Here is a 25,422-nt window from a genome sequence, read left to right as displayed (position 1 = left end):
ATCAGGATGCAGCATAGATTGGGCCACATCATCTACGAAACCTCATCATGGGAGGGCCAAATGCCGATCCCCGCGCGAAGCGCGGGCCGCGAAACGACGGAGCTGCAGCCTCATTCTGGGGACAGGCGTTCAAGCCCCCTTTGTGTGAGAAGCGATAAAGGCTGGATCGCCAAGCGCTGCATTGTGGGCGTCGCAAAACTGGCTATTCTGCGACGTCGCAGAAGTCAGGAAAACAACTGTTGTTTTGATCGGGATTTTCGCGACAAGGAGGCAATCGGTTTTGATCAGCGCATTCATGGTCGATGTAGATGGTGTCTTGGTTTGTGGCCGTCCTTCGGACGGGAGACCGTGGGCATCCACCATCGAGGATGATTTAGGTTTTTCAGTCGCGGACCTTCAGCGAGAGTTCTTCATTCCGTACTGGAACGAGATCGTTATCGGGCGCTGCGGTTTGGCCGATCGCCTAAAGCCCGCCTTGGCAAAGATAGCTCCGCATCTTTCCTACGATGATTTTGTTGCCTATTGGTTCGAAAACGATGCGCGGCTGAACACCGAGCTCCTTGAAGAACTCCGCCAGGAGCGCGATTCCGGAAAACGAGTTTATCTGGCGACGAACCAAGAACATCTCAGGGCAGCGCATCTGATTGAGGTGCTGGGCTTAGGTGGCCATTGTGATGGCATCTACTATTCGGCAGCGTTGGGAATCCGCAAACCCGATCGTGCCTTCTTTGAACAGGCAGCTAACCTTTCAGGACTCCCGGCAGAGCAATTGCTATTAATAGATGACACGCCTGAAAATATCGCGGCCGCACGAGCGGCTGGCTGGAACGCTGTCCAGTGGCTGGAAGGAAGCTCCCTGTCTGCTACGCTGGCGAAACTCCGATCCGATCTGTCGCCAAAACTCTGAATCCTGGTACGCGATAGGTCTTAATCGCTTAATGTGTCGCACGTTTCGGGATTATGCGACGACAAGAAGGGGAGCTTTTTGAATTCTAAATCTTCCGATCTGCGCCGGACCTTGATTTTCGGCAATGGCGGTTGCGGAAAGACGTGGCTTGCCCGCGAGCTTGGCGATTTATTGCACCGCTCCCCTATCCATCTCGATGATCTCCGGTGGGAACCTGGAAATTATGGAATAGCCCGCAACAATCAGCTTGTCGCGAACGAGGTCGCCGAGGCTGGAAAAGCTGACAGTTGGTTGATGGAGGGCGTGTACGGATGGTTGGCGAATGTCGTCCTGCATCGAGCTACGACTTTAATCTGGATCGACTTACCAGAAGAGGAGTGCATTGCGAACGTAAATGACCGAGGCATACAGGGCGGCGGTAGCGATGAAGCATTCCAAGAGCTCATAACATGGATCGCGGAATATCGCCTTCGCAACAATTTGAGCTGCTTCGCGGCCCATTCTAAATTGTTTGAGGCATTCACTGGCTCAAAATTTTTACTGAAGAGCCGGAGCGTGATTAGCGCCTACTTGTATAACCTGTCGCAAGTCTCCTAATTTTGCAGCGCACCTGGCCTTCCCGAATGCGTTTGAGGATTCTTGTCGCGAAAATCTGTCGCAAAAGTAAGAGTTTCGCGGCCGATTTTTGCGACGGCGAATGACCAGTTTGGCCGATTGGGGGCGCTCGCTCAAGCTCCCTCGGCTAACGGATCAACGGTCAAATAGCTTGACCTTACCCCGCCGATTAGAGAAGCTCCGTCAAGCTCTGGCGCAACACGCGGGCGTCAGATCACCGCGCAAACGGTCTTCATCTCCAGATAGTTGTCCAGCCCCGGTGCGCCGTTCTCATAGCCCCAACCGGATTGCTTGTGCCCGCCCTTCGGCAATTCCGGCGAGAAGTAGGAATGGCAGTTGATCCACACGGTGCCTGAGCGGATGCGCGACGCCAGCCGGTGGGCGGCGCTGAGGTCTTGCGTCCAGACGCTGCCGGCCAGGCCATAAAGGGAATCGTTGGCAAAGGTGATGGCCTCGTCGACATCATCGAATGGCGTGACCGCGACCACCGGCCCGAAGATCTCTTCCTGCATCATCCGCATGTCCTGGCGAACACTGGTGATGACAGTCGGCTCGAAGAAAGTCTGCTGCTCGCCTGTCTGCACACCGCCGGCGACGATCTCCGCTCCGTTGGCCGCTCCTTCGCTGACATAGCTCGCAACACGATCGGCCTGCTTGCGGTTGACCAATGGCCCGAGGTCGGTCTGCGGATCGAGCCCGTGGCCGAGCCTGAGCTTGCCGGCCTCGTTCGCCAGCCCATCGATCAGCTCGTCGTAGACCGCGCGATGCGCGTAGACGCGTGAACCGGCCACACACACCTGCCCGCCATTGGCGAAGATGCCGCGTGCAATACCGGGCACCGCGAGCGTCATATCCGCATCTGGCATGACGATCGCCGGCGATTTGCCGCCGAGTTCAAGGGTCAGCTTCTTGAGATTGCCGCGTGCGGCGCCAACGATCAGCTTGCCGACCTCGGTGGAGCCGGTGAAGGCGACCTTGTCGACATCGGGATGGGCCGTCAGCGCAGCACCGACCGTCTCGCCGAGACCTGTCAGGATGTTGACGACGCCGGCGGGCAGGCCCGCCTCGATCATCAACTCGCCTAGCCGCAAGGCCGTCAGCGACGTCTCTTCAGCTGGTTTCAGCACGACGGTACAGCCGGCGGCCAGTGCCGGGGCAAGCTTCATCGCCGCCATCAACATCGGCGAGTTCCATGGCGTGATCGCGGCAACGACGCCGATCGGCTCGCGGGTCGTGTAGGCGAAGATCTTCTTGCCCGCCGGCTGATAGCCGATCGAGGTCGGGATCGTGGTTCCGAGAATCTTGGTGGCAAAGCCGGCGAAATAGCGAAACTGCTCGGCGGATGCCGGAATTTCGCCGAAACGGCCCGTCCTCAGCGACTTGCCCTGGTCGAGCGTTTCCAGTTCGGCCAGCTCATCCACATGGGCATCAATCAGATCGGCAATGCGCCAGAGCAGCCTGCCGCGTGCAGATGGTGTAAGGCCACGCCAGGCATCGCTCTCGAACGCGCGCCGGGCAGCGGCCACCGCGGCATCGACATCCTCGTTGCTGGCGGCAGCCAGTTCTGCAAGGTGCCGGCCGTTGGCCGGATCATGCGTGTCGAAGGTCGCGCCACCCGCGGCATCGACCCACGCGCCGTCGATCAGCAATTTCTTGCGCGGCTGCGACAGAAAGCCTTTGGCGCCATCGGTCGCGGGCTCGAAAGACAGGATGGGCATTGTCATGGCAGATGATCTCCGAGGTCTGCGACCGCCTTGGCGGCGCGAAGACGGTGTGCGGCGCGTTGCGCACCCCGCATGATGGAATGATAGCCGGTGCAGCGGCAGATATTGCCCTCAAGGGCAGCGAGTATATCCGGTTGCGTGGCATTGGGGTTGTCGAGGAAAAGCGCCGTGAGCGCCATGGTGAAACCGGGCGCACAATAGCCGCACTGAAACGCGTTCTCCTCTGAAAGGCTGTCCTTGAGGATCTGCGCGAACGGGATGATATCGAGCCCTTCGGGGCTGATGATCTCCGCACCCTCTATCTGCCACGCCATGACGAGACAGCCATTGACGGCACGGCCGTTCATTAGCACTGTGCAGGCACCGCATCGGCCAATGCCGCAGCCGACCTTGCTTGCCGTCAGATCGAAACCGTCGCGGAGGATGTCGGAAAGTCGGGTATCGGGCGCCGCATCCACTGAGCGGCGCACTCCATTGAGCTGAAAGCTGACCGGGATCGACTTGGAAATACTCATGGCGCAGCGTCCATTGCGTCGAGGATGTCTTCCTGCGAGAAGGGAACCGTCTGCGGCCGGTAGCCGATCGCATCAGCGACCGCATTGGCGATCGCCGGCGTGATGGCGCCGATACCCAGTTCGCCGGCACCACGCGGGCCCAGCTCATCTCCGGCATCCAGATCCTCGAGCGCAAAGACGGAAATCCGCTCTGCCGTATCGCGAATGCCAGGCAGCATGTAGGTGTCGAGGTTTGCCGTGATGTAGCTGGCATCAGCCATGATGCCGTTTTCGGTCAGCGTAAAGCCTAGCCCCTGAATGGCGCCACCCTCCATCTGGCCGAGATAGGCGGCAACATCAATCATCGGGCCCGCGGCCGTATGCTGGTGAATATCGAGGACACGGACCGCGCCGGTTACGCGGTTGACGGCAACGCGCGCAAGGCATGCGCCGAAGGCAAAGATATACCGTGCGTTGCTGGCCGGATAATCCGTCGCCGGGAAATCGAAGCTGATCGTTGCCGATGGCAGGTCTGCCGGATCGAGTGCCTGCGCGAGGCTGCGATAGGTCAACAGCATCTCGCCGCTGTTGCTGCCGGAATCGACGAAGCCGTGCGGTGCGAGCTGCAGGCTTTGAGCTGGCCGTTTCAGCAGCACGCCGGCTGCCGTCAACAGATCGGAGGACAATTGCCGTCCACAGACCCTGGCCACATGCCAGACGACGTAGCCACCGCGCGACGCAGTCGTCGAACCGGAATCCGGAGCAAGCTTCGTATCGCCGATCACCGGCAGGACGTCGTCGCGCGAGCATCCCATCTCGGCCGAAACGGCAGCCCTGATCGAGGTGAGCAGTCCCTGCCCCATCTCGTCGAGACCATAGGCTGCCTCTATCAGCCCGTCCTCAGTCAGCCGCAGGCGACCACCGGCGGGATCGGGCACCACGGAACCAAGTCCGTTGCCCTGATAGTTCAGCGCCATCCCGACGCCTACCACTTCGTCAGGATCGCTCGCTCCTAGCTCCGCGTTCCAGAGGTCGCTGGCACCTGCCGCATCGAGCATCTCGGCCAATCGCTCGGACGGCGCAACCGCCTGGCCGAGATAGCCGGGTGTACCCGGAATGCGCAGGTTGCGGCGACGGATTTCGAACGGCGTCAGGCCGCAGAGTGCGCCCAGTTCGTCCATCTGGCATTCGATGGCATAGGTCATCTGGTTGGCACCGAAGCCGCGAAACGCACCGCAAACGCCGTTGTTGGTATAGGCAAGGCGGCCACAGGTCTTCACGTTCTCAACAACGTAGGGACCAGCCACATGCTCCATTGCGGTTTCAAGAACACCCGGCCCCAGCGAGGCATAAGCGCCGGCATCGGCAAGGACATCGACGTCCTGTGCGATCAGACGACCCTCGGCATCGCATGCTGTCCGCATCCGGATCGTCATCGGATGACGCTTGATGCCCGCAACGACGGACTCGGCGCGCGACAGCTGGATGCGCACGGGCCGACCGGATTTCAGCGCCAAGAGTGCCAGCGCAGGCTGCACGGTGAGCTCGTCCTTGCCGCCGAAGGCGCCGCCGGTCGGGCTGGTGACGACGCGGATCCGCTCCTCCGGCATGCCGAGAATGCGCGACAGCTGCAACCGGTCACGCCCGCCATGCTGGCCGCCGGCATAAACCGCCAGCATGCCGTCTTCTTCGATCTTGGCGTAGCCACCCTCGGTTTCCATGAAGCCGTGCATCTGCCGTGACGTCGTGTAGGTGCGCTCGACAATGTGGGCTGCCGAAGCAAATCCGGCGTCGATATCGCCGCGCGCGAAACGGATGGTGCTCTGGAGATTGCCGCCCGCGTGAACCGCGGAGGCGCCCGCTCCCAGCGCTTGCAAGGGGTTATCGACGACCGGCAGCGGCTCGTACTCGACCTTGATCATGTCGAGCGCTGCAGCCGCCGTTTCAGCATCGATCGCGCCGACGGCGGCAACCGGATCGCCGACGTAGCGGACCTTGTCGAAGCAGAAGGCCGGCTGGTCCTGGATGACGATGCCGAAGGCATTTTCGCCGGCGATGTCGCGATGCGTCACCACCGCCACAACACCCGGCATGGCTTCCGCCGCCGACGTATCGATCGAGACGATCCGCGCATGCGGCCGACCGGCTCTGAGGATGCGCCCGACGAGCATGTCGGGTTCGCGCCGGTCGGTCAGATAGGCGAGCGTGCCCGAAATCTTCGGTGCGACATCGGGACGAATGTGCCATCGCTCGGGTTGATCGGCATGGCTGACGCGGACCTCGCCTGAAACGCCAACACTCCGGTCCATCGGCCGGGCCCTTTGCGCGCGGGGCTCTGCGGCTGGCGCCAATCCCCACGCCAACGCGTTGGCAGCAACCATTCGCCGATAGCGGCCTGAGCGAAACGCATCATCAGGTGCGATGATCTCGGCCGCCAGCGTGGCCCTGAAACGCTCCCAATCCACACCTGAAAACGATGCGCCGATCAGATCGGCCTCGGCCTCCGACAGTCTTGCAGGCGCGACAATGCCGCCGCCGACGGCCAACCTTGCGGAGATCACCCTGTCTCCGTCGAGCGAGACGCAACCGGCAACGCCAATCACGCTCGGCGTGAAGGCTGCCCGCAACCCGACCTTTCGCTGCGTCCAGCGGCAGGTCTTCTTCATGCACGAGACATAGATCGCCTCAATGATCTCATCCTGCCGCGCTGGTTTTGACAGCCAATGCAGCAAGCTCTCGTGAACGCGGCCATCTGGTCTCGATACTTCCAGAAAGGCATCAAGCACCAGAAGCGTCGGCAGAAGGCACCCCGTGCGACCCGCGACATTGCCGCCGATCGTCCCGAGATTGCGGATACCAGGCGCCGCGACCGTGCCCGCCGCTGCCGCCAGCATCGGTATCCGCTCGGAAACGATTGCATCGCTGCACAGCATGGCCACGGACGTCGCCGCGCCGACGCGAATGACGTCGCCAGCTGCCGAGATGCCCGTGATATCCGGAAGATGTCCAAGGTTGATCATCGTCCGCGGTTTCGGCAGGCCGCGTGCCCATTCGAGCTGCAGCGCCGTGCCGCCAGCGACAAACCGAGCATTGTCCCTATCCTGCATCATCTGCAGAGCCTGCTGCGTCGATAAAGGATGGAGCACGGAAAGTGCCGCAGGTGCCATTCTCAGGCCGCCCCCATCGTCGTTCCGAAGCGCACGCCCTTTTCCTTGAGCCAGCGCCGATAGGCGACGGAGGAGCTGTCGGCGCGGGTCGGAATTTCCTGGCGCGGCTCCAGTGGCAAAAGCAGCGGTCGCTGGTTTTCGACGATGATCCGATCCTGCAGAAAGATCACCTGCTCGAAGTTGAGCAGCGACGTCTGGGTCGAAGCCGTATCGACCAGATACATCACCGGCTGGGCGCGGCAGAGGTCCTCCTCGATCGGATGGATGAACAGCGCAATCGCATCGAGCCGCTCCGGCGCTGTCGGACAGACGCGATAGAGCATGACGACGAATGGCGTCGGCACGCGGTAGGTGAGTTGAACGAAGGCACCCTCACTTTCGGTGGCGGCGATACGCGGCTGGAAGAAGGTGCAGTTGGTCGCCCAGACCTCATCGACATCGCGGCGGATCTCGCTGAGATAACCAGGCACCTCCGTATGCGGCTCGGCGCCCAGAATATCGGCGTGGACGAAGGGGAAATGCGCCATATCGAGGAAATTCTCGACCACGCGCAGGCCGGATGCCCGCATCTTCACCCAGCCGCAGGGAACAAAGCGGCGATCTGCCTCATCGGCTTCGGCAATCTCGAAGATTTCCTTGTTGGGGTGGCCGAGCGTCGTCCAGACGCAGCCGTATCTCTCCCGCACCGGAAGCGCTGGACCGACGGGCCAACCCGCTTCGACCTCGCGAACGACAGCCTCACCATTTTCGCGGCGGAAGAGTTCGATGTCCTGCCCGAGCAGCCGTGTTCGGATCGGCTTGGCCGTGAGATCCGCCGATGTCTCGATGGCGTACCATTCGTTCAGCGCTGCCCTGTCGCTCGTCTTTGCCACGCTCGTCTCCTCAGGACTTGGTCCATTGGGCGGTGCCGTCGCGGTTATCGGCAAGCCAGGCAGCGCGGCGGGCGAAATGCGGCGGGGCGATGCGATGGATCTCGGCGATGATATCCTTCATGTCGGCCGTCTTCAGCACGCCGTCTTCGACCAGAACCTTGCCGTCAACCATGGTGAGGCTGACATCGCCGCCCCGGACGGCATGCACCAGATTGTGCTGCAGGTTGAAGTATGGCCCCTCGCCGAACACGGGCGTCATGCGCGGCGTATCGGTGCGCACCGCGATCAGATCGGCGCGCTTGCCGCCCTCAAGCGAACCGATCTCGTGGTCGAGGCCGATCGCCCTGGCGCCTGTGATGGTTGCCATGCGCAGCACATCCCAGCTGTCCATGGCCGCAGCGTCGAGATCCTTCAGCTTGCCGAGCAGCGAGGCGACCTTCATCTCCTCGAACATGTCGAAATTGTTGTTTTCCTTCTCCCCATCCGTGCCGATGCCAACGGGCACGCCCGCTGCCAGCATCTCGCCCACCAGCGCGATGCCGCTTGCAAGCTTCATGTTGCTGACCGGATTGTGGGCGATCGAGACGTTGTATTTCGAGATGAACTCGACTTCGGCCGAATCCAGCCAGACGCCATGGGCAATCATCGTTCGCGGCGCCTCGAAGAAGCCGAGGTCGGCCAGCGCATACATCGGGCGCTTGCCGTAGCGCTTGTCGAACTCTGCGATCTCGATCTCGGCTTCGCTGCAGTGGGTGTGAAAACCGGTATCGTGCTTCTTGGCAAGCGCGATGGCGCGCTGCTGGCCCGCCTCATCGGCGTAGAACAGATGCTCAAGACCGACCCACACATTGACGCGGCCATCGGCCTTGCGATGCCAGGCCTCGATCATCGCCTCGTTCATGTCGAGTGTATCGAAATAGTTATACTCGGAATGCTCGCCAACATAGGGAACAGCGACGAGGCGATTGCCGACGGCACTTGCCGCCCTGGCGCTGCCATCCATGAAACGCCACATATCGACGATGGTCGTCGTGCCGCCGAGTACGGATTCGGCGTAGCAAAGCCACGATGCTGCCTCGGCCTCATGCGGCTGCAGCATGCGGTGCATCGGATTGATATGCAGCGTCAGCCAGTCCCAGACCGGCAGGTGCTCGGCCGTGCCGCGCAGGAAGCCGGAATGGGCGTGCGCATTGACGAGGCCCGGCATGATCACGGTGTCGGCAATTTTCTTGACGGCCACATGGGGATTGGCAGCCGCGAGCTCGGCAAGCGGCGCCACGGCTTCGATCCTGCCGCCGTCGATCAGCACGGCACCTGCCGTGATGACACGGTTCTGTGCGTCCATCGTCAGGAGGTAGTCGCCGGCGATAATCTGCTTGTCCGTGGTCATTCTCTGTCCAATTCGCTTCGAGTTCGTCTCTTGCATGCAAGTTTCACGCCGCGCTCAGCAGGAAATCCGCGGCACGTTCGCCGATCATCGTCACCGGTGCATGCGTATGGCAGGTGGGAATGACCGGCATGATCGAGGCATCGGCGATCGTCAGCCCCTCGATGCCGTGGACGCGCAGCCGGCTGTCGACAACCGACATCTCGTCCCTGCCCATCTTGCAGGTGCCGCTGACGTGGAAGAAGGTGGAGCAGGCATCCCTGATGTAGGCGACGATTTCTTTGCGCGACAGCCGACGCGGTGGCGCTGCATAGCCGCCGAACCAGTCGGCATAGCTCTCCGTCGCCGCAAGCTCCATCATGGTTTCGACGGCGATCACCAGTGCATCGAGATCGCCGGCTTCGGCGAGATAGTTGGGCTGGATCTCGACAGCGCCACCGGGAGCCGCAGACAGCAAGCGCATGGAACCGACGCTTCTGGAGCGCATCAGGCCGCAACCGATCGAGAACACCTCGCCGGAGAGATCGTAGAGCTCGCGGATGCGCGGCTCGGCGCTGTTGCCCTGGACCGGGAACGCGTGCAGATCGGCCTGCGGCAGCGCTGCCGAAGACTTCCAGTTGATCACCGTGCCACCGCCATTGTCCCTGACCGGCCCAAGCGGTTGCTTGGCGCGGAAGACGCAGGCCTGCACCAGCGGATGATCCTGCAGGTTCTGGCCGACACCGGAAAGGCCGAGACGGGTGGCTATGCCAAGGCGTTTCAATTCCGAGGGATCGCCGATGCCGGACATCATCAGCAGTCGCGGCGTATCGATGGCTCCGAGCGCCAGCACGATGTTGGTGGTGGCCCTGACCTCGTGCGTCCGGCCGTCCTTGAGATATGTCACCGAGACGCAGCGGCCGTTCTCGATGCCGAGCCCGATTGCCAGCGCATCGGTGAGGATCGTAAGCCGTTCGTTACCGAGGATCGGCCAGAGATAGCCTTTGGCGGAACTCCAGCGCTGGCCTCCCGAGATGTTGAGATTGGAAAGAGCGGCCCCTTCATTCTCCGGCCCATTGGGATCGTCGATCACAGGAATGCCGAGTTCGGCACAGCCTCCCAGCATGGCGTGAGCAACCGGGTGGGGCGACGCACTGCGCTCGATGCGCAAGGGTCCGCCCGCACCGCGCAGCGCCGTCTCCCCACCCTCCCAGTCTTCGCAACGCTTGAAGTAGGGCAGCACATCCTTGAACGCCCAGCCGTCTGCACCACCGGCGTCCCAACCGTCATAGTCGAGGGGACTGCCGCGATACCACATCATCGCGTTGATGCTGCTGGAGCCGCCGAGCACCTTGCCGCGCGGAATGCCGATGGTGCGGCCGTTCACGCGTTCGTTCGGCGCATAATCATATCCCCAGTCATAGGCGCTGCGGCCGAGCGCAACCCAGGAGGCCGGGTTGTCGATCTCGGGAATGCCGATGCCGGCACCGCCGGCCTCGATCAAGAGAACCGTCGCATCGCTACCGTCGACCAGACGCCGCGCCACCGCGCAGCCGCCCGAGCCGGCGCCGACGACGATGTAGCCGTAGGCGGCAGCAATGGATCTCGTCGGAAGGATCGGGTCGGGCATTTGATGCGTTATTCCTGGTTATGTTCGCGGGTGCCTAGTTGTGCTCGCTCGGCCCCATGATGACGATACCTTCGGTCGCCTCGACATGACGTACGAAGATGTATTTGTCTTCGCGTCCATCGCTGTGCTTGCGCTTGATATCGGGCTGGACGGTGCCGGAAACCTTGGCGACGATCACATAGGGAACGTCGGCGGCAAGCCCTGCTGCGCAATGCTGGTCGAACTCCTCGACCGTGCGTGCGGTATAGGCGTTGTCGATACCGCAGCCACGGGCGATCGCGGCGATATCGACGCGGCCTAAGGCGGTGTGCGTCGGCGGCCCCCCAATCGACTGGTAGATTTCATTGTCCCAGACGACAACGAACAGGTTCTTCGGCTGCTCGTTGCCCAGCGTGGCGAGGATACCGAGATTGAACATCATGCCGCCATCGGTATCGAGCGAGACGATGCGTCGATACGGCAACCCTGCAGCAAGGCCAAAGGCCTGCGGCGTCACGCAGCCGAGTTGCTGCTGGAACAGGCTGGCATCGCGCATGTGCGGAGCGGCATTGTACCACTCATCGACGCTGCCGCCGAGCGACAGGATCACCAGTTCATCCTTGAGCCGGGCGGCGAGCGCCGTCATGCAATCGAAACGTTTCATCGAACGATCTCCCCGCCAAGCGCGATGGCCGAGTGGTAGTAAGCGGCATAGGACCAGTGATAGGCATCGGTGATGGCGCGCTCGATCGCCTCTTCCTCGCGCACCACGCGGTAGGGAATACGTAGCGCATCCAGCACCGGCTCCATGGTGATGCCGTGCGGAATGGCCCACCAGTTGTTCTCGCCGAGTTCGCCGCGATAGCTCATCAGCATCACGACAGGAATGCCGGCACCGAGCCCCATCCGGGCCAGAGGCTCGACGGAAGCGCGAAGACCGGAGTTTTCCATGATCAGCGCCGCGCGCTTGCCGGAGAGAAACACGCCACCGCAAATGGCAGCCCCCTCGCCCTCGTTCGTCACCCGGATGGTGCGAATATCCGGGTCGGCGTCGAGCGCCGGATAGAGTTCCTTGAACAGCGAGTCCGGTAGATAACAAACAATGCTCACACCGGCCTTTTTCAGGCCGCGAATGACGGCATCAACTGCAGATTTTTTCATTGTGCGTCCTCATTTGAGCGCGAAAGTCGCAAACTGCAGTTGTTCGCAATAGTCCTTATTTTTTGATCGAAGTGATGCGCAAAACGCAACAACTCACAATGCCGTCTCGCCGGAGCGCTCGATCGACTGCGCCAGCAGCTTGCCGAGAGCCGAGGCCGCATCGGACATCTCTTTCTCCGAGCGCGACAGCAGCATCAGCTTGCGCGCATTGAGCTTCGGATCGCGCAACGGCACGAATGTCAGCGTGCCATCGGCAATCTCCTGCTCGATGCCGACGCGGGTCTGCAGCACGGTGCCGAGATCGCGCTTGGCAAGATCGACCATCAGGCCGATCGAATTGGTGCGGGCGCGCTGCGTCAAATCGATGAAGGAGCGGCTGAAGGCTTCCTCGATCCAACTGCCGAGCGTCAGGCTGGAGTCCGACAGGATGACGCTTTCGCCGGCAAGATCGAACAGCTTCAGTTCCTTCTTCTCTGCAAAACGGCTGTTTGGCAGCGCCAGCACGCCGAGTGGCAACGATACCGTTGCGATGCGCCGAACATTGCGCGGCACCTTGATGTCGAAGACCACGGCGAGATCGCATTCGCCCTCGGCCACGGCGTTCGCTGCCTGTTGCGAGCCCATCACCCGCACATTGACGGAAATACCGGGATGCCGCTTCCAGAACTCCTGCAAGGCATCCGGCATGATGCCGCGCGACACGCTCTCGATCACGGCGACCGACACCGTACCGCGGTGCAGGCCGTGCAGATCGTTGATCTCGCTACAGGCCCGGTTGAGCTCAGACAGACTGAGGCGAGCGCGATACAGCATCAACTCGCCGGCGCTGGTGAGTTTCAGACGTTGCCGGACGCGCTCGAACAATGACGTACCAAGCTCTTCCTCCAACTGACGCAGGATGCGGCTGACGGAGGATGGCGCGACGTTCAGCGCCTGCGCCGCCTGGCGGATCGAGCCGAGCCTTGCCACCAGCTGGAAATAATGGATACGGGTGGCGACAAGGCCCAAACGGTATGGATCCATCAGACCGGCTCGAACAGCGTCTGGATCTCCATCTCCGGCACCAGCACCAGCCCCTTGTCAGTGATGCGGATCTCGGGAATGACGGAGAGCGGAATGAGGTTGAAGCCCATATAAGCGATGGTGCACTCGGCCTTTTCCCACTCGACCTTCAGCGCCCTGGTTTCTTCCGCGACCTCGTGCACGCGCTTGTCGGAGAGCAAGCCGGCGATCGGCAGCGGCACCATCGCGGTGACCTTGCCGTCCATGACGACGCAAACGCCGCCCTGCGTCGACTCGATCGCATCGAGTGCCACCTGCATATCCGCCTCGTTGGCGCCGGCGACGATGATGTTGTGGCTATCGTGGCCAACCGAGGAGGCAACAGCACCGCGCTTCAGGCCGAAGCTGTGCAGCAGACCGTAACCGATATTGCCGGGAGATTTTCCGTGACGCTCGACGACGGTGACGAAGCAGAGGCCGTGCCGGTCGAAATGCGTTTGCCAGTCGTTGGCAGGATCGAGCGTCACCTTGTGATGGCCAAGCGTGATGCCGGGCAATTCGGTCTTGATCGTGTGGGCAATGACCTTCTCGGTCGGCAGATCCGGCGTCAGCTTGAGCTTCTTTGGCAGCTTGACGGTGTGGTAGGCGGCATCCGGGTAACGATAGGGCTTGGACAGCGCCTCCTCGAGGATGGGCGTCACCTTGCGATCCTCCACAACCAGTTCGCCGCCGTACCAGGTGTTCACCGGCTTCAGATCGTCGGTCAAAAGCACGAGGTCGGCGCGGCGTCCGCCGCCAAGCCCACCGATCTCATTCTCCATGCCGAAGCGCGTCGCACCATGCAGCGAACCCATCGCCCAGGCCTGTTCCTTGGTCATGCCAGCCTTCACCGCCTCGCGGGTGACCCAATCGAGGCCGAACAACAGGAGATCGTCGGCGTCACGGTCGTCGGTGCAGACGGCAATGCGCTTGTGCGAAGCGCCGAGTTCGGTGATCGTCTTGATGGCGTGCGGCAGGCTGTGCCACGGTGTCGTCGGCGGGCCACCGCGCAGGAAGAGCCAGATACCAGCCTCCAGCAGGTCGTCGGCGATATCACGGTCGATCGCTTCATGCGTATCGGTGACGCCAGACGCTGCGTAAGCCGAGACGAACTCACGGCCATAGACGTGGCCGGAAACCGGGCGACCGCGCTGCAGGGCGGCGGCGAGGATAGCGTGGCTGCGCTCGTCGCCCATCGCCACCTGCACGAAGTCCATTTTTTCGCCGAGCGCCACCGCCTCCGGCCATTTGTCGAACAGCGCGGCAATCTTTTCAGGCGTCAGATCGCCACCGGCCGTTTCCAGTTGCGGCGATGTCGCCGGCACCGTGCTTGGCACCGTCAGGAAGATCGACAGCGGCGCCTGCCGCGCATCCTCCAGCATCGCCTCGACGCCGGCGACATCCATGACGTTGCCGATCTCGTGGCTGTCGCAGAAGATCGTCGTCGTGCCGTTGAGCAAGGCTGCCTCGGCATAGGCGCAGGCCGTCACCATGCTGGATTCGATATGGATGTGCGGATCGACAAGCCCCGGTGCAATGATACCGCCACGCGCATCGTAGAGCCTGGCCGAGCCGCCGCGATAACTGCCGGAAGGCTTGACGGCGGCGATGCGGCCATTGGAGACCCAGATTTCCTTATCGGCCAGGATACGCTCGGAGTAGGTCGAGAGCACCCGCGCGCCCTGGATGACCAGATCCGGGTCGCGGCGCCCGAAAGCAACGTCGGCGAGCGTCCGTGTCAGCATCGACAGCGGCTTGACGGAAAAACGGGTGAGCGTGCTCATGAAAACTCCGATCTGAAATCAATGATAGTCGGGAATGCCCGGCATCGTATGGAAGCCCTTTAGCGCGCGGACACGCCGAATCCAGCGGCGCAGCGCCGGGTACTCGTCGTGATCGACACCATAGTCGCGGCTGAGCGCGAAGGACGGGAACAGGGCGAGATCGGCAAGCGTCGGTCCGTCGCCGACGAACCATTCCTTGCCGTCGAAATGACGTGCCGTCATGTGATCATCCATGATCCGGAAGGCCTTGCGCGCCGATTGGTGCATCGCTTTCGCGTCTCCCGGCGTATCGAACAGCGACTGCAGCCGCGCCTCGACCGCCGGCGCCAGCGCCGTCTCGGAAAAGCCGAGCCATTTTGTCACCGCGCCGAAGGCTGCGGGATCATCCGGCAGCCAGCGCCTGTCGTGATCGTAGGCCTTGGCGAGATAGAGCAGGATCGCCGCCGTGCCCGACAGCACGAGGTCACCGTCGCGAATGACCGGCAGCGTGCCGAGCGGGTTCAGCGCCAGCATCGGCGGCTTCTTCTGTTCCTCCCCCGGAAACATGTCGACCGCGATGGTCGTCCACTGCAGCCCGAGTATCGAAAGCGCAAGCCGGGCGCGATAACTCTGTTCGTCGAGTTCGTAGCTGTAGAGCGTGATCCCGGACATCAGGCGACCTCCGCCACAGGCACTGCAGCCTGCTCGAGCGCAAACCGGAGGCCCTCGGCCCATTGGGCATAGTGCTTCTGCTTGGCGCCGGCATGGATCGCCGGCGAGCCCAGAATGACGATGTGAACAGCGGCCTTCGCGTCCGATGTCGCCTGAAAGCCGATGAACAGGAGATCATCGCCAAGCAGCACCTTGCCGGCTTGCTCCGAAAGCGCCGTCATGCCGGCTTCCTCGAAAGCGGTGATAACGTCGCCAATCGCCCGATCGACATAGAGGCTACGAACCGGCGTGATCTCGCCTGTTGTACCGGCATCCGGCAGCGCGCTCTCTTCATCGGCCGTCGTCCAGATGATCCCGTACTTCTCCTTCGAGAGATAGGTCGGCACCTTGATGGTCTGCGGCACTTCCAGCGTCGGATGCGCCGGGACGTAGCGACATTGCCCAGCGGTGTCGTACTGCCAGCCGTGATAGAGACAGGCGATGTGATCGCCGCGCACGAAGCCGAAGCTCATCCGCATGCCGCGATGCGGACAGCGATCCTCCCACACATGGGCATTGCCGCTATTGTCGCGCCAGACGACGATCTCGCTGCCCTCGACCACGGCACCTGCCGATGTGCCGGCCTCGATCGACGACGACAGCGCGACCGGCACCCAACCCTCATTCAATTTCATGGTTCACTCCTCTTCACGCTGCCGCGCGCTCGATATCAAGAATAATGCAATCATAGGGGCCAAGGCTGCAGGCCATCTCGAACGCATCGACCAGATCCTCCTGGCCCTTCACCGAAAGCGTTGCCGATCCCGAATCGCAAAGGCCGAAATCGATAGCGAGATCCAGCCGGCGGGCGCGATGCAGCGCAAATTCGGTGAAGCTCTCGCACACCATCTGCCCGCGAAAGGTGAAGCGAGCCGCCTGAATTATCCCGGACATTGTTCGCTCATCGCCTGCATCCGCCTCACCCCGCGTCTAAAATTACATCGTAATGCACATAAAATAGCCATGCTTTACTTTTGGGCATTTTAGGCATTGTCTGGATCGAAATTCAAGTGGCTTTGCACGCAGACTTGTTGCCTTTGGCGCATCATGATCATCCGAAAATTCGGCCTATTGCGAACAACGTCGATTTGCCAGTCTGGCGCCGTCGCGTTGTCTACGGCCCGACGGGGCTTTGCGCGGGGACATCCGCAGGATCGTTGAGGAGGCACGATCGCGCCATTTTCAACATCGGCTTGCAGCAAAGACCCGGACGATCGGTAGCCAGGCCCGACTGCTCGGAGGAACAAGGCCAACTGGCATAGTTGTTGCGTCGAAGACACCAGCACCAAAACGATTACAAAGCAAAAGCGCGGCCAGCCGCGTCAAAACAAAAAAGGGAACTCCATGATCGACTTGCGTACGCTTTCCCGCCGCGGATTTCTGAACATGAGCGCTGCCGGCGCTGCCGCAGCCATGCTGCCGGCCGGCTTTGCCCGCCAGGCGCTTGCCGCCTCGCCGCTTGCTGCCATCAAGGAAGAGGATGCCGTCGTCGGCTTCGGCCATGTCGGCCCGATCTCCGACGAGGGCTGGACCTGGGCCCACCATCAGGGCCTGCTCGCCGTCAAGCAGGCCTATCCGAAGCTGAAGAAGGTTCTCGAAGTCGAGAACATCCCCTACTCCGCAGACGCAACGCGCACCTACCGCCAGTTCGTGTCGGAGGGTGCCAACATGATCTTCGACACCTCGTCGAACGGCGACTTCCTGCATGAAGTGGTCAAGCGCGCGCCTGAAGTGGCCTTCATGGAGTGCAACGGCCACGTCACCATGGACAATCTCGGCTGGTACTACCTCGCCCACTGGTACCCGACCTATGTTCTCGGCGTTGCCGCCGGCCATCTGTCGAAAACCGGCAAGCTCGGCTATGTGGCCTCCTTCCCTGTTGCTTCCGTCTATACCTCGACCAACGCCTTCCTGATGGGTGCCCGCACCGTCAACCCGAATGCAACGCTGCAGACGATCGTCATCAACTCCTGGTTCGATCCGCAGGCCGCCACCCAGGCCGGCACGGCGCTGATCGACAATGGCTGCGACTTCCTGTTCGGCATCATGGACGAAGCCGGTTATCTGCAGGTCGCCGAAAAACGCGGTGTCTGGGCTGCGATGTGGAACACCGACATCCGTCGCTATGGTCCCAACTCCTATGTCTCGTCGATCCTCATCGACTTCACCAAGTTCTACGTCGATCAGGTCGGCAAGCGTCTTGCCGGCACCTGGGCGCCGAGCGAACAGCTGTTTGCCATGGGCGCCGGCGTCGATCGCGACAAGTGGGGCGAAAAGGTTCCGGCCGACGTTGCTGCTGCTGCAGACGCCGTGCGCGAAAAGATCATGGGCGGCTGGTCGCCGTTCACCGGAGAACTGAAGGACTCCACCGGCAAGGTGCGCGTCGCTGCCGGCCAGACGATGACCGAGCTTGAGCTCTACAACTGGGACTGGTCGGTCGAGGGCGTCAGCGGCCTCTCCGCCTGATCCACAAACCTTCCACGCCAAGAGCCCGGTCATCGACGATCGGCCGGGCTCATCGCCTTATCCTTCCGGTGCCATTTCATGACTGAAAACGCGACCCGTTACATTACCCCGCCGGGCACACCGCCTCTCGTTCAGCTGAAGGGCATCGCCAAATATTTCCCCGGTGTCATCGCCAACGAGAACGTCGATCTCGAGGTGATGCCGGGCGAGATCCATGCGCTGCTCGGCGAGAACGGCGCTGGCAAATCAACGCTGATGAACATCCTGACCGGCATCTACCGGGCCGATGCGGGCGAGATCATCATCGATGGCTACGCCCGGGAATTCGCCACACCGGTGCAGGCAATTGCTGCCGGTATCGGCATGGTGCACCAGCACTTCAAGCTGGTTCAGGCCTTCACCGTTGCCGAAAACATCCATCTCGGCTGGTCGGAAACACCACGGCGCGCTTCGGCGCAGGTGCTGGAACAGCGTACCGCCGCACTGGCCTCGAAATTCAATCTGCAGACCCAACCCGGCGCACGGGTTAGCGACCTCTCCACCGGCGAGCAGCAGCGCGTCGAGATCCTGCGCGTGCTGGCGCGCCAGGCCCGCGTGCTGATCCTGGACGAGCCGACCGCTGTCCTGACGCCCGCCGAAGCCCGCGAACTGTTCAAGGCGCTGCGCGAATTCGTGGCCGGCGGGAATGCCGTCATCTTCATCAGTCACAAGCTCGACGAAGTGCTGGAAATTTCTGACCGCATCTCCATCCTGCGAGGCGGCAGGAAGATCGCCACCGAAAAGACAGCCGACTGCAATCCCCGTATGTTGGCCAAGCTGATGGTCGGCCGCGATATTGTGCTGGCCGACATGCGCGCCCGCCCCGTCGGCGCCGTGCCGATGTCCGCCATGCCCGTCCTGTCTCTCGAGAATGTCTCGGCGATCGGCGACAGCGGCAATGAGGCGCTGCACGGCATTTCGCTCGACGTGCGCGCCGGCGAGATCGTCGGCGTTGCAGGCGTTGCCGGCAACGGCCAGCGCGAACTCAGCCAGGTCCTGACCGGCATTCGCTCGGTCAGCGCCGGGAGAATCCTGATCGACGGCAAACCTATCGACAAAAGCAATGCCGCCGCCTTTGCCGAAAGCGGCATCGGCCATATTCCGGAAGACCGCCTGCACAGCGGCCTGGCGCCTGCGCTCAGCATCACTGTCAACGCCGTGATGCGCGAATACAAGAAGCGGCCGGTCTCTTCAGGCGGGAGCTATAAGCCGGGTGCAGCGACGGCGCTTGCCAAGGAGATCGCCGCGGCCGCCAATGTCGCCATCCCCGATTTCGGCATGCCGATCCGCAACCTCTCGGGCGGCAACCAACAGCGCCTCGTCGCCCGCCGCGAAATGCGCATCGCCGACAAGGTACTGATTGCTGCCTATCCGAGCCGCGGTCTGGATGTCGGTGCCATCAACACCATGCTGCGCTACATCGTCGAGCTGCGCGATGCCGGCGCCGGCATCATTCTGATTTCCGAAGAACTCGAAGAGCTGCTCAATCTCTCCGACCGCATTGCCGTGCTTTATGAAGGGAAGATCATGGGGATCGTCGACAACGACAAGGCCGATATCGACGAGATTGGCCTGCTGATGGGCGGCCGCACCCAGGCCCGTGAGGTCGCCTGAGATGGCCGCATCCTACCGCCTCCAGCGTCTCCCTTCCGCCTCTCCCGGCATCGCGCTTGCCGCACGCGCAGTCGCGATCATTCTGGCGCTGGTTTTCGCCGGCATCATTCTCGCGTTCACCGGCGCCAATCCGATCGAGCTCGCCTCGGAAGTGGTCGATGCCAGTTTCGGCTCCAGCTTCGGCATGGAGGACCTTGGCGTCCTCGTCATTCCGCTGATCCTGACCGGCCTTTCGGTGGCCGTTGCCCAGCAGATCGGCGCCTGGAATATCGGCGCCGAGGGCCAGTTCTACGCCGGCGCCTTTGCGGCGGCCGCCGTCGGCCTCTTCGTGCCCGGCCCACCGGCGCTCATTCTGGTGCTGATGTTCTTCGCGGGCCTCGTCGGCGGCGCGGTCTGGATCCTAATTCCGACGCTTGCGCGCGCCTATGCCAACGTCAACGAGCTGATCACCACCCTGCTTCTCAACTTCGTGGCGATCCTGCTCGTCTATTTCGTCTCGACCAATGCCTGGCGCGACCGCATGGCAAACTCGGCAACGCCGCGCCTGTCGGCCGAAATCCCGGAGCTCTGGGGCTCGATCCATTGGGGCTTGCCGATCGCCATCATCGTCGCGCTGTTGGTCGGCGGCTTGCTCGCCTATTCCCGCTGGGGTTACGAGGTCCGTCTTGTCGGCTCCAACCCGTCCGCGGCGAAATATGCCGGCATGCCGGTCCGTCGCCACCTGATCACCGTCATGCTGCTTTCGGGCGCCATTGCAGGCCTCGCTGGCATGCTCGAGATCGCCGGCACCGTGCATCGCCTGCAAGGTGGCATCTCCAACAACTACGGCTATCTCGGCATCATGGTCGCAGTCCTCGCCCGTAGCTCTGCTGTCGGCGTGATCTTTTCGGCAGCGCTGATGGCCTTCATCCTGAACTCCGGCATCATTCTTCAGACCCAGGGGCTCACCACCTCGACGGTGCTGGCGATTACCGGTCTCATTCTGTTCCTGACGGCAATCGGCGACGAACTCGCCCATTACCGCATCGCCCGCGACAAGGCCTGAGGAGAGCAACCATGGATCTTTTGACCGGCCTCTTTACCACAGCGTTCTTGGCCGGCGGTGTGCTGGCGCTGGCGGCCCTCGGCGAGGTGCTGGCCGAGCGCGTCGGCGTCGTCAATCTCGGCGTCGAGGGCCTGATGGCGCTGGGCGCGCTGACGGCGATTGCAACCGTCGCCTCCATCCCCTCGCCAACGGTCGGCTTTCTCGCAGCGCTTGCGGTCGGTGCCCTGTTCGGCGCGATCTTCGCCTTCGCCACCGTGATCCTGCGCGCCAATCAGGTGCTCTGCGGCCTGGCGCTGACGCTGATGGGCAGCGGCCTCGCCTCGACCATCGGCCGCGCCTATTCCGGCATGCCCGCCCGCGCCACCTTTCCGCCGATCGAAGTGCCTATCCTGAGCAAGATCCCGATACTCGGGCCAGCCTTCTTCTCGCAGAATATCCTGATCTATCTGATCTTCATCATCCTGCCGGTCGGCCTCAGCTACATCATGTTCCGCACCCGCCACGGCCTCAACCTGCGCGCCGTCGGCGAGAACCCGGCAGCGGCCGACGCCGCCGGCATTCCGGTCAACCTGATCCGTTTCGCCTATGTGACCGCAGGATCGGCGCTTGCCGCCGGCTCCGGCGCCTATCTGACGCTGACCTTCGTGCCGTCGTGGTCGGATGGTGTCGTCGCCGGGCGCGGCTGGATTGCCGTGGCGCTGGTGATCTTTGCCGGATACCGGCCAATCCCGGCCGTCCTCTCCGGCCTGCTGTTCGGCTTCATCACCGCCCTCGGCTTCGTCGGCCAGGCGCGCGGATGGCCGATTGCCCCGGCCTTCCTGTCGATGCTCCCCTATCTCGGCACCATGGCCTTCATCATCGTGCCGGTTCTCGCCTGGCAGCGCATGCGACGGATCATGGCCGCACCCGCCGCGATCGGCCTGCCCTATTATCGCGACGTTCGATAGGAGCGCGCTAGAACCATGACCACACTTCTCGTCAAGAACATCAGCCACCTCGCCACCTTTGATGACGATGCCCGCGAACTGAGGGACGGCGCTATCCTGGTGCGCGACAATGTCATCGAAGCGGTCGGCCCAGTGGCGGAATTCGAGGGCGTCGTCGCCGATCGCGAGCTCGATCTCTCCGGCCACATCGTCATGCCCGGCATGGTCAATATCCACCACCACATGTACCAGAACCTCACCCGCGTGATGGTGCAGGACGACGAACTGCTTGTCTGGCTGAAGACGCTTTATCCGATCTGGTCGGCACTGGATGATCATGCGATCGGCGTCTCTGCGCGCGTCGCCATGGCCGAACTGATCGCCTCCGGCTGCACCACCAGCTCCGACCATCTCTACATCCTGCCGAACAACTGCACGCTCGACGCGACGATCGACGCCGCCAACGATCTCGGCCTTCGTTTCCACGCAGCGCGCGGCGCAATGTCGCGTGGCCAGAGCCAGGGCGGCCTGCCGCCCGACAATTGCGTCGAGAAGGAAGAGGATGTCCTCAAGGACGCCGAGCGGCTGATCCACGGCTATCACGACAATTCCCGCCATTCGATGAGCCGCATCATCCTTGCACCATGCTCACCCTTCTCGGTGACGCCCGGGCTGATGAAGGACGCCGCAGCCCTTGCACGCAGCCACAAGGGCGTCCACCTGCATTCGCACCTGGCCGAAGACCTCTTCGAAGAAGACTACTGCCACGATGTCTACGGTATGCGCTCGGTGGGCTTTGCCGAATCGGTAGGCTGGCTGGGACCGGACGTCTGGTTCGCGCATTCGATCTTCATGACATCGGACGAGATCAAGCTGTTTGCCGATACCGGCACCGGCGTCGCCCACTGCCCCTCCGCCAACATGCGCTGCGGCCAGGGCATCGCCAAGATTCGCGAAATGCTCGACATGGGCGTCAATGTCGGCCTCGGCGTCGATGGCTCGGCCTCCAATGACACCTCGAACATGTTCATGGAAGCACGGCTGGCGATGATGCTGCAGCGTGTTGCGCCCAACAGGTACCTCTCGGAAACACCAGGCGGACGCGGCGGCTTCGGCGGCACGCCGAAAGCGCTGTCGGCCCGCGAGGCGCTGACGATGGCGACACGCGGCGGTGCGAAAATCCTCGGCCGTGACGATATCGGCCAGCTCGCGCCGGGCATGAGCGCCGATTTCATCGCGGTCAAACTGAACCAGCTTGGCCTCTCCGGCACGCAGCGCGACCCGCTGGCAGCACTGGTGATGTGCGGCCCGTTCAAGGTGGACTATTCCTACATCAACGGCCGCGAGATCATCGCTGAAGGCCAGTTCCGCAATTTGGATGTGGACGGATTGCTGGCAAGCCATCAGACTGTGATGGACCGTATCTATGATCAATGAAAGCGAGCGCCCGATGAGCAAGTGTTCCGACAAGGCCGCCCTCGACCAGTGGTATCCGCTCGGCACCGAGACCGAAATCGCCTTTGGCCATTCGACCACGCGCCTGCTGGGCAACGACCTTACGATCGATCGCGCCATGGATGGGACTGTCACCGTCAAGGCCAGCGACCGTGATGAACCGCTGCCAATCATCAAGCGCTTCGGACTCGTCTGGGCAACATTGGGCGAACCCAGGGGCGGGCTTTTCGCACTGCCGGAAGCAGATGAAGAAGACCGGCGCGTGGTCAACTGCGGCGCGGTCATGGTGCGGGCGTCCGGCCTGCGCATCATCGAGAACTTTCTCGACATGGCGCATTTCCCGTTTGTCCACACCGACATCCTCGGCGCCGAGCCACACACCGAAGTGATGCACTACAACGCCGAGATCCGCCGCGATGTCGATGAGGTCTGGGCAACCAACTGCCAGTTTTTCCAGCCACAGGCGGCACTGTCCGCGACCGATGGGATCATGACGGATTACATCTACCGGGTGATGACGCCGTTCACGACGCTGCTCTACAAGACCTGCCCGAACTCGGCCAATCGCTCGGATGTGATCTGCCTGTTCGTGCAGCCGCTCGATCCGGACCGCTGCATCGCCCATCCCGTGATGTTCCTGATCGACGACGTCTCGACGACGACGGAACTCGTGCATTTCCAGCAGCTGATCTTCCTGCAGGACCGCATCATCCTCGAAAACCAGCGCCCGGTGCTGCTGCCGATGGAAGCGCGCGCCGAAATTCCGACCCGCGCCGACGCAAGCTCGATCGCCTATCGCCGCTGGCTGAAGGAAAAGGGCATCACCTACGGCACGACGGCCATGGCTGCCTGACGGCCTGGCCATCTCATCTCAGACCGCAATTCTGCGTGAAACGCACGGCAGCTGCGTTAAAAACGCAGGGCTCCTGACATGGACACAATTGAGATCTGCCATAGATTTCAACGTGTGCATATTCTAGCGCAGACATTGAAGCCACGACTGACTTTAGGAATACAGCATTGGATTTGCGTAACAAGACGCTCTGCGCCTCCGGCTTCCATGCGCCGGAACGCGGAAAGATCGACATTCTGGACGAGGTCCTGATCGACATCGGCGCAGACGGAACGATCAGCGCCATCCACCGCCCGACCGATCCGAACTACCGCACGATCCGCGATGCACGCGAAGAAACCGGCGAACTCGTCACCCTGCCCTTTGGCTCCTATCTTTTGCCGGGCTTTGTCGATCTTCACGTTCATGCACCGCAATATCCGCAACTCGGCAGCGCACTCGACGTGCCGCTGGAAGTCTGGCTGCAGAAGTACACCTTCCCGCTGGAGGCCCGCTATGAAGACCTTGCCTTCGCAAGGCGCAGCTATGGCCTGCTCGTCGATGATCTGCTCGCCAATGGCACCACGACGGCCCTCTATTTTGCCACCGTGCATCAGGATGCGACCCGAACGCTTGCCGATATCTGCCTCGAAAAGGGCCAGCGCGCGCTGATCGGCAAGGTGGCAATGGACAATGCGGACGAATGCCCGGACGACTATCGCGACGCCTCGCCGGAAGAAGCCATCGAAGGCACGCGGGCGCTGATCGACTACATCAACGCCCATCCCGATAATGGCGAAGGGCGTGTCCTGCCTGTGATCACCCCGCGCTTCATCCCGTCCTGCACCGATGCGACGCTTGAAGGGCTGGGAGCGCTGGTGAAGGAATGCGGCTGCCACGTACAGACGCACTGTTCGGAGAGCGACTGGGCGCACGGCTATGTGCTGTCGCGCTACGGCGTCACCGATACAGAGGCGCTTGATCGTTTCGGCCTGCTTGGCCGCCGCACCATTCTTGCCCACGCCAATTTCCTGACGAACGACGACATGGACCGCGTGCGCGAGCGTGAGGCAGCCGTCGCCCATTGCCCGCTGTCCAACGTCTATTTCGCCAACGCGGTTTTCCCGCTGCGGGCCGCGCTCGACAAGGGCCTGCATGTCGGCCTCGGCACCGATATATCCGGTGGCCCGAGCGCCTCGATGCTGGACAACTGCCGCGGTGCTATCCTGATGTCGCGGGCGTTGGAAAGCGGTGTCGATCCCAATCTCGACGCGCCGGCGCGCGCGACCTTCGGCCCCGCGCAGATCGATTTTCGCGATGCCTTCTACATTGCTACGGCCGGTGGCGGGGTGGCGCTCGATCTTCCTATCGGCCAGTTCAAGCCCGGCTACCTGTTCGATGCGATCGTCATCGACACCAAGGCGCAAAAGGGATCTGTGCGGCTGTTCGAGGAGTTCGATGACGGCGAGCAGATCCTGCAGAAGATCATCAACACCGCCTCCAAACCGAATATCGCCTCCACCTGGGTCGGCGGCCTGAACGTTCGCCTGCCGTAGGGCGAAAGCTCAGCCGCGCAGCATCTCGATGATTGCCGGGACATCGTGGCGGTTCGACC

General features: G+C 62.3%; 22 protein-coding genes. 9 read left to right on the top strand and 13 right to left on the bottom strand.

Annotated features, from left to right (window positions below; translation table 11 throughout):
* Positions 1–295: 295 nt before the first annotated feature.
* Together GVL52_RS10485 and GVL52_RS10480 are read left to right on the top strand one after the other, a co-directional pair.
* A complete protein-coding gene (locus GVL52_RS10485; RefSeq protein ID WP_160006635.1) occupies positions 296–907 on the top strand; it encodes an HAD-IA family hydrolase in 612 nt (203 codons plus the stop codon).
* A gap of 171 nt (positions 908–1,078) precedes the next feature.
* The gene (locus GVL52_RS10480) at positions 1,079–1,504 is read left to right on the top strand and encodes an AAA family ATPase (RefSeq protein ID WP_160006633.1); all 426 of its coding nucleotides are present in this window, start codon (positions 1,079–1,081) and stop codon (positions 1,502–1,504) included.
* Positions 1,505–1,731: 227 nt separating this feature from the next.
* On the opposite strand, the gene GVL52_RS10475 is transcribed toward GVL52_RS10480, so the two are convergent.
* The 13 genes from GVL52_RS10475 to GVL52_RS10415 form a co-directional block, all read right to left on the bottom strand.
* Entirely contained in the window at positions 1,732–3,246 is a 1,515-nt protein-coding gene (locus tag GVL52_RS10475) for an aldehyde dehydrogenase (protein WP_160006550.1), read from the bottom strand.
* On the bottom strand, positions 3,243–3,761 hold the full coding sequence (locus GVL52_RS10470; RefSeq protein ID WP_160006548.1) for a (2Fe-2S)-binding protein: 519 nt from the start codon (positions 3,759–3,761) through the stop codon (positions 3,243–3,245). Before GVL52_RS10470 ends, GVL52_RS10475 begins: the two co-directional genes overlap by 4 nt.
* Positions 3,758–6,907 carry a molybdopterin cofactor-binding domain-containing protein gene (locus tag GVL52_RS10465; protein WP_160006546.1) on the bottom strand — a complete coding sequence of 1,050 codons (3,150 nt, stop codon included), beginning with the start codon at positions 6,905–6,907 and terminating at the stop codon, positions 3,758–3,760. Before GVL52_RS10465 ends, GVL52_RS10470 begins: the two co-directional genes overlap by 4 nt.
* A 2-nt stretch (positions 6,908–6,909) precedes the next feature.
* On the bottom strand, positions 6,910–7,779 hold the full coding sequence (locus GVL52_RS10460) for an aromatic ring-hydroxylating dioxygenase subunit alpha (RefSeq protein ID WP_160006544.1): 870 nt from the start codon (positions 7,777–7,779) through the stop codon (positions 6,910–6,912).
* A 10-nt stretch (positions 7,780–7,789) separates the two neighbouring features.
* A complete protein-coding gene (locus GVL52_RS10455) occupies positions 7,790–9,169 on the bottom strand; it encodes an amidohydrolase family protein (protein WP_160006542.1) in 1,380 nt (459 codons plus the stop codon).
* A 43-nt stretch (positions 9,170–9,212) separates the two neighbouring features.
* On the bottom strand, positions 9,213–10,775 hold the full coding sequence (locus GVL52_RS10450; RefSeq protein WP_160006540.1) for a GMC family oxidoreductase: 1,563 nt from the start codon (positions 10,773–10,775) through the stop codon (positions 9,213–9,215).
* A 34-nt stretch (positions 10,776–10,809) separates the two neighbouring features.
* The gene (locus tag GVL52_RS10445; protein ID WP_160006538.1) at positions 10,810–11,418 is read right to left on the bottom strand and encodes a thiamine pyrophosphate-dependent enzyme; all 609 of its coding nucleotides are present in this window, start codon (positions 11,416–11,418) and stop codon (positions 10,810–10,812) included.
* Complete coding sequence (locus tag GVL52_RS10440; RefSeq protein ID WP_160006536.1) at positions 11,415–11,915, bottom strand: thiamine pyrophosphate-binding protein; 501 nt, start codon at positions 11,913–11,915, stop codon at positions 11,415–11,417. The genes GVL52_RS10445 and GVL52_RS10440 overlap by 4 nt, the downstream gene beginning before the upstream one ends.
* 93 nt (positions 11,916–12,008) lie before the next feature.
* Positions 12,009–12,938, bottom strand: coding sequence for a LysR family transcriptional regulator (locus GVL52_RS10435; protein ID WP_160006534.1), 930 nt, complete (start codon positions 12,936–12,938; stop codon positions 12,009–12,011).
* Positions 12,938–14,740 carry an adenine deaminase gene (locus GVL52_RS10430; RefSeq protein WP_160006532.1) on the bottom strand — a complete coding sequence of 601 codons (1,803 nt, stop codon included), beginning with the start codon at positions 14,738–14,740 and terminating at the stop codon, positions 12,938–12,940. The genes GVL52_RS10435 and GVL52_RS10430 overlap by 1 nt, the downstream gene beginning before the upstream one ends.
* Positions 14,741–14,758: 18 nt before the next feature.
* Complete coding sequence (locus GVL52_RS10425; protein WP_160006530.1) at positions 14,759–15,391, bottom strand: glutathione S-transferase family protein; 633 nt, start codon at positions 15,389–15,391, stop codon at positions 14,759–14,761.
* The gene (locus GVL52_RS10420) at positions 15,391–16,065 is read right to left on the bottom strand and encodes a Rieske 2Fe-2S domain-containing protein (protein WP_160006528.1); all 675 of its coding nucleotides are present in this window, start codon (positions 16,063–16,065) and stop codon (positions 15,391–15,393) included. The genes GVL52_RS10425 and GVL52_RS10420 overlap by 1 nt, the downstream gene beginning before the upstream one ends.
* 13 nt (positions 16,066–16,078) lie before the next feature.
* Complete coding sequence (locus GVL52_RS10415; RefSeq protein ID WP_244619141.1) at positions 16,079–16,324, bottom strand: hypothetical protein; 246 nt, start codon at positions 16,322–16,324, stop codon at positions 16,079–16,081.
* A gap of 450 nt (positions 16,325–16,774) precedes the next feature.
* Between GVL52_RS10415 and GVL52_RS10410 the strand changes: the two genes are divergently transcribed.
* The 7 genes from GVL52_RS10410 (at position 16,775) to guaD (ending at position 25,363) form a co-directional block, all read left to right on the top strand.
* The gene (locus GVL52_RS10410) at positions 16,775–17,896 is read left to right on the top strand and encodes a BMP family ABC transporter substrate-binding protein (RefSeq protein WP_160006526.1); all 1,122 of its coding nucleotides are present in this window, start codon (positions 16,775–16,777) and stop codon (positions 17,894–17,896) included.
* Between the two features lie 78 nt (positions 17,897–17,974).
* A complete protein-coding gene (locus GVL52_RS10405) occupies positions 17,975–19,549 on the top strand; it encodes an ABC transporter ATP-binding protein (protein WP_160006524.1) in 1,575 nt (524 codons plus the stop codon).
* 1 nt (position 19,550) lies between these two features.
* Entirely contained in the window at positions 19,551–20,594 is a 1,044-nt protein-coding gene (locus GVL52_RS10400) for an ABC transporter permease (RefSeq protein WP_160006522.1), read from the top strand.
* A gap of 11 nt (positions 20,595–20,605) precedes the next feature.
* Positions 20,606–21,541: an ABC transporter permease gene (locus GVL52_RS10395; RefSeq protein WP_160006520.1), complete on the top strand. Its 936-nt coding sequence runs from the start codon at positions 20,606–20,608 to the stop codon at positions 21,539–21,541.
* 15 nt (positions 21,542–21,556) lie between these two features.
* Complete coding sequence (locus GVL52_RS10390; RefSeq protein ID WP_160006518.1) at positions 21,557–22,957, top strand: 8-oxoguanine deaminase; 1,401 nt, start codon at positions 21,557–21,559, stop codon at positions 22,955–22,957.
* Between the two features lie 13 nt (positions 22,958–22,970).
* Complete coding sequence (locus GVL52_RS10385; protein ID WP_160006516.1) at positions 22,971–23,828, top strand: aromatic ring-hydroxylating dioxygenase subunit alpha; 858 nt, start codon at positions 22,971–22,973, stop codon at positions 23,826–23,828.
* A 167-nt stretch (positions 23,829–23,995) separates the two neighbouring features.
* A complete protein-coding gene (gene guaD / locus GVL52_RS10380) occupies positions 23,996–25,363 on the top strand; it encodes a guanine deaminase (RefSeq protein WP_160006514.1) in 1,368 nt (455 codons plus the stop codon).
* Positions 25,364–25,422 lie beyond the last annotated feature (59 nt).

Source organism: Rhizobium sp. 18055 (assembly GCF_902706285.1).
In the GTDB taxonomy this organism is placed as follows: Bacteria; Pseudomonadota; Alphaproteobacteria; order Rhizobiales; family Rhizobiaceae; genus Rhizobium.
This window is presented reverse-complemented; position numbering and strand designations above follow the sequence as displayed.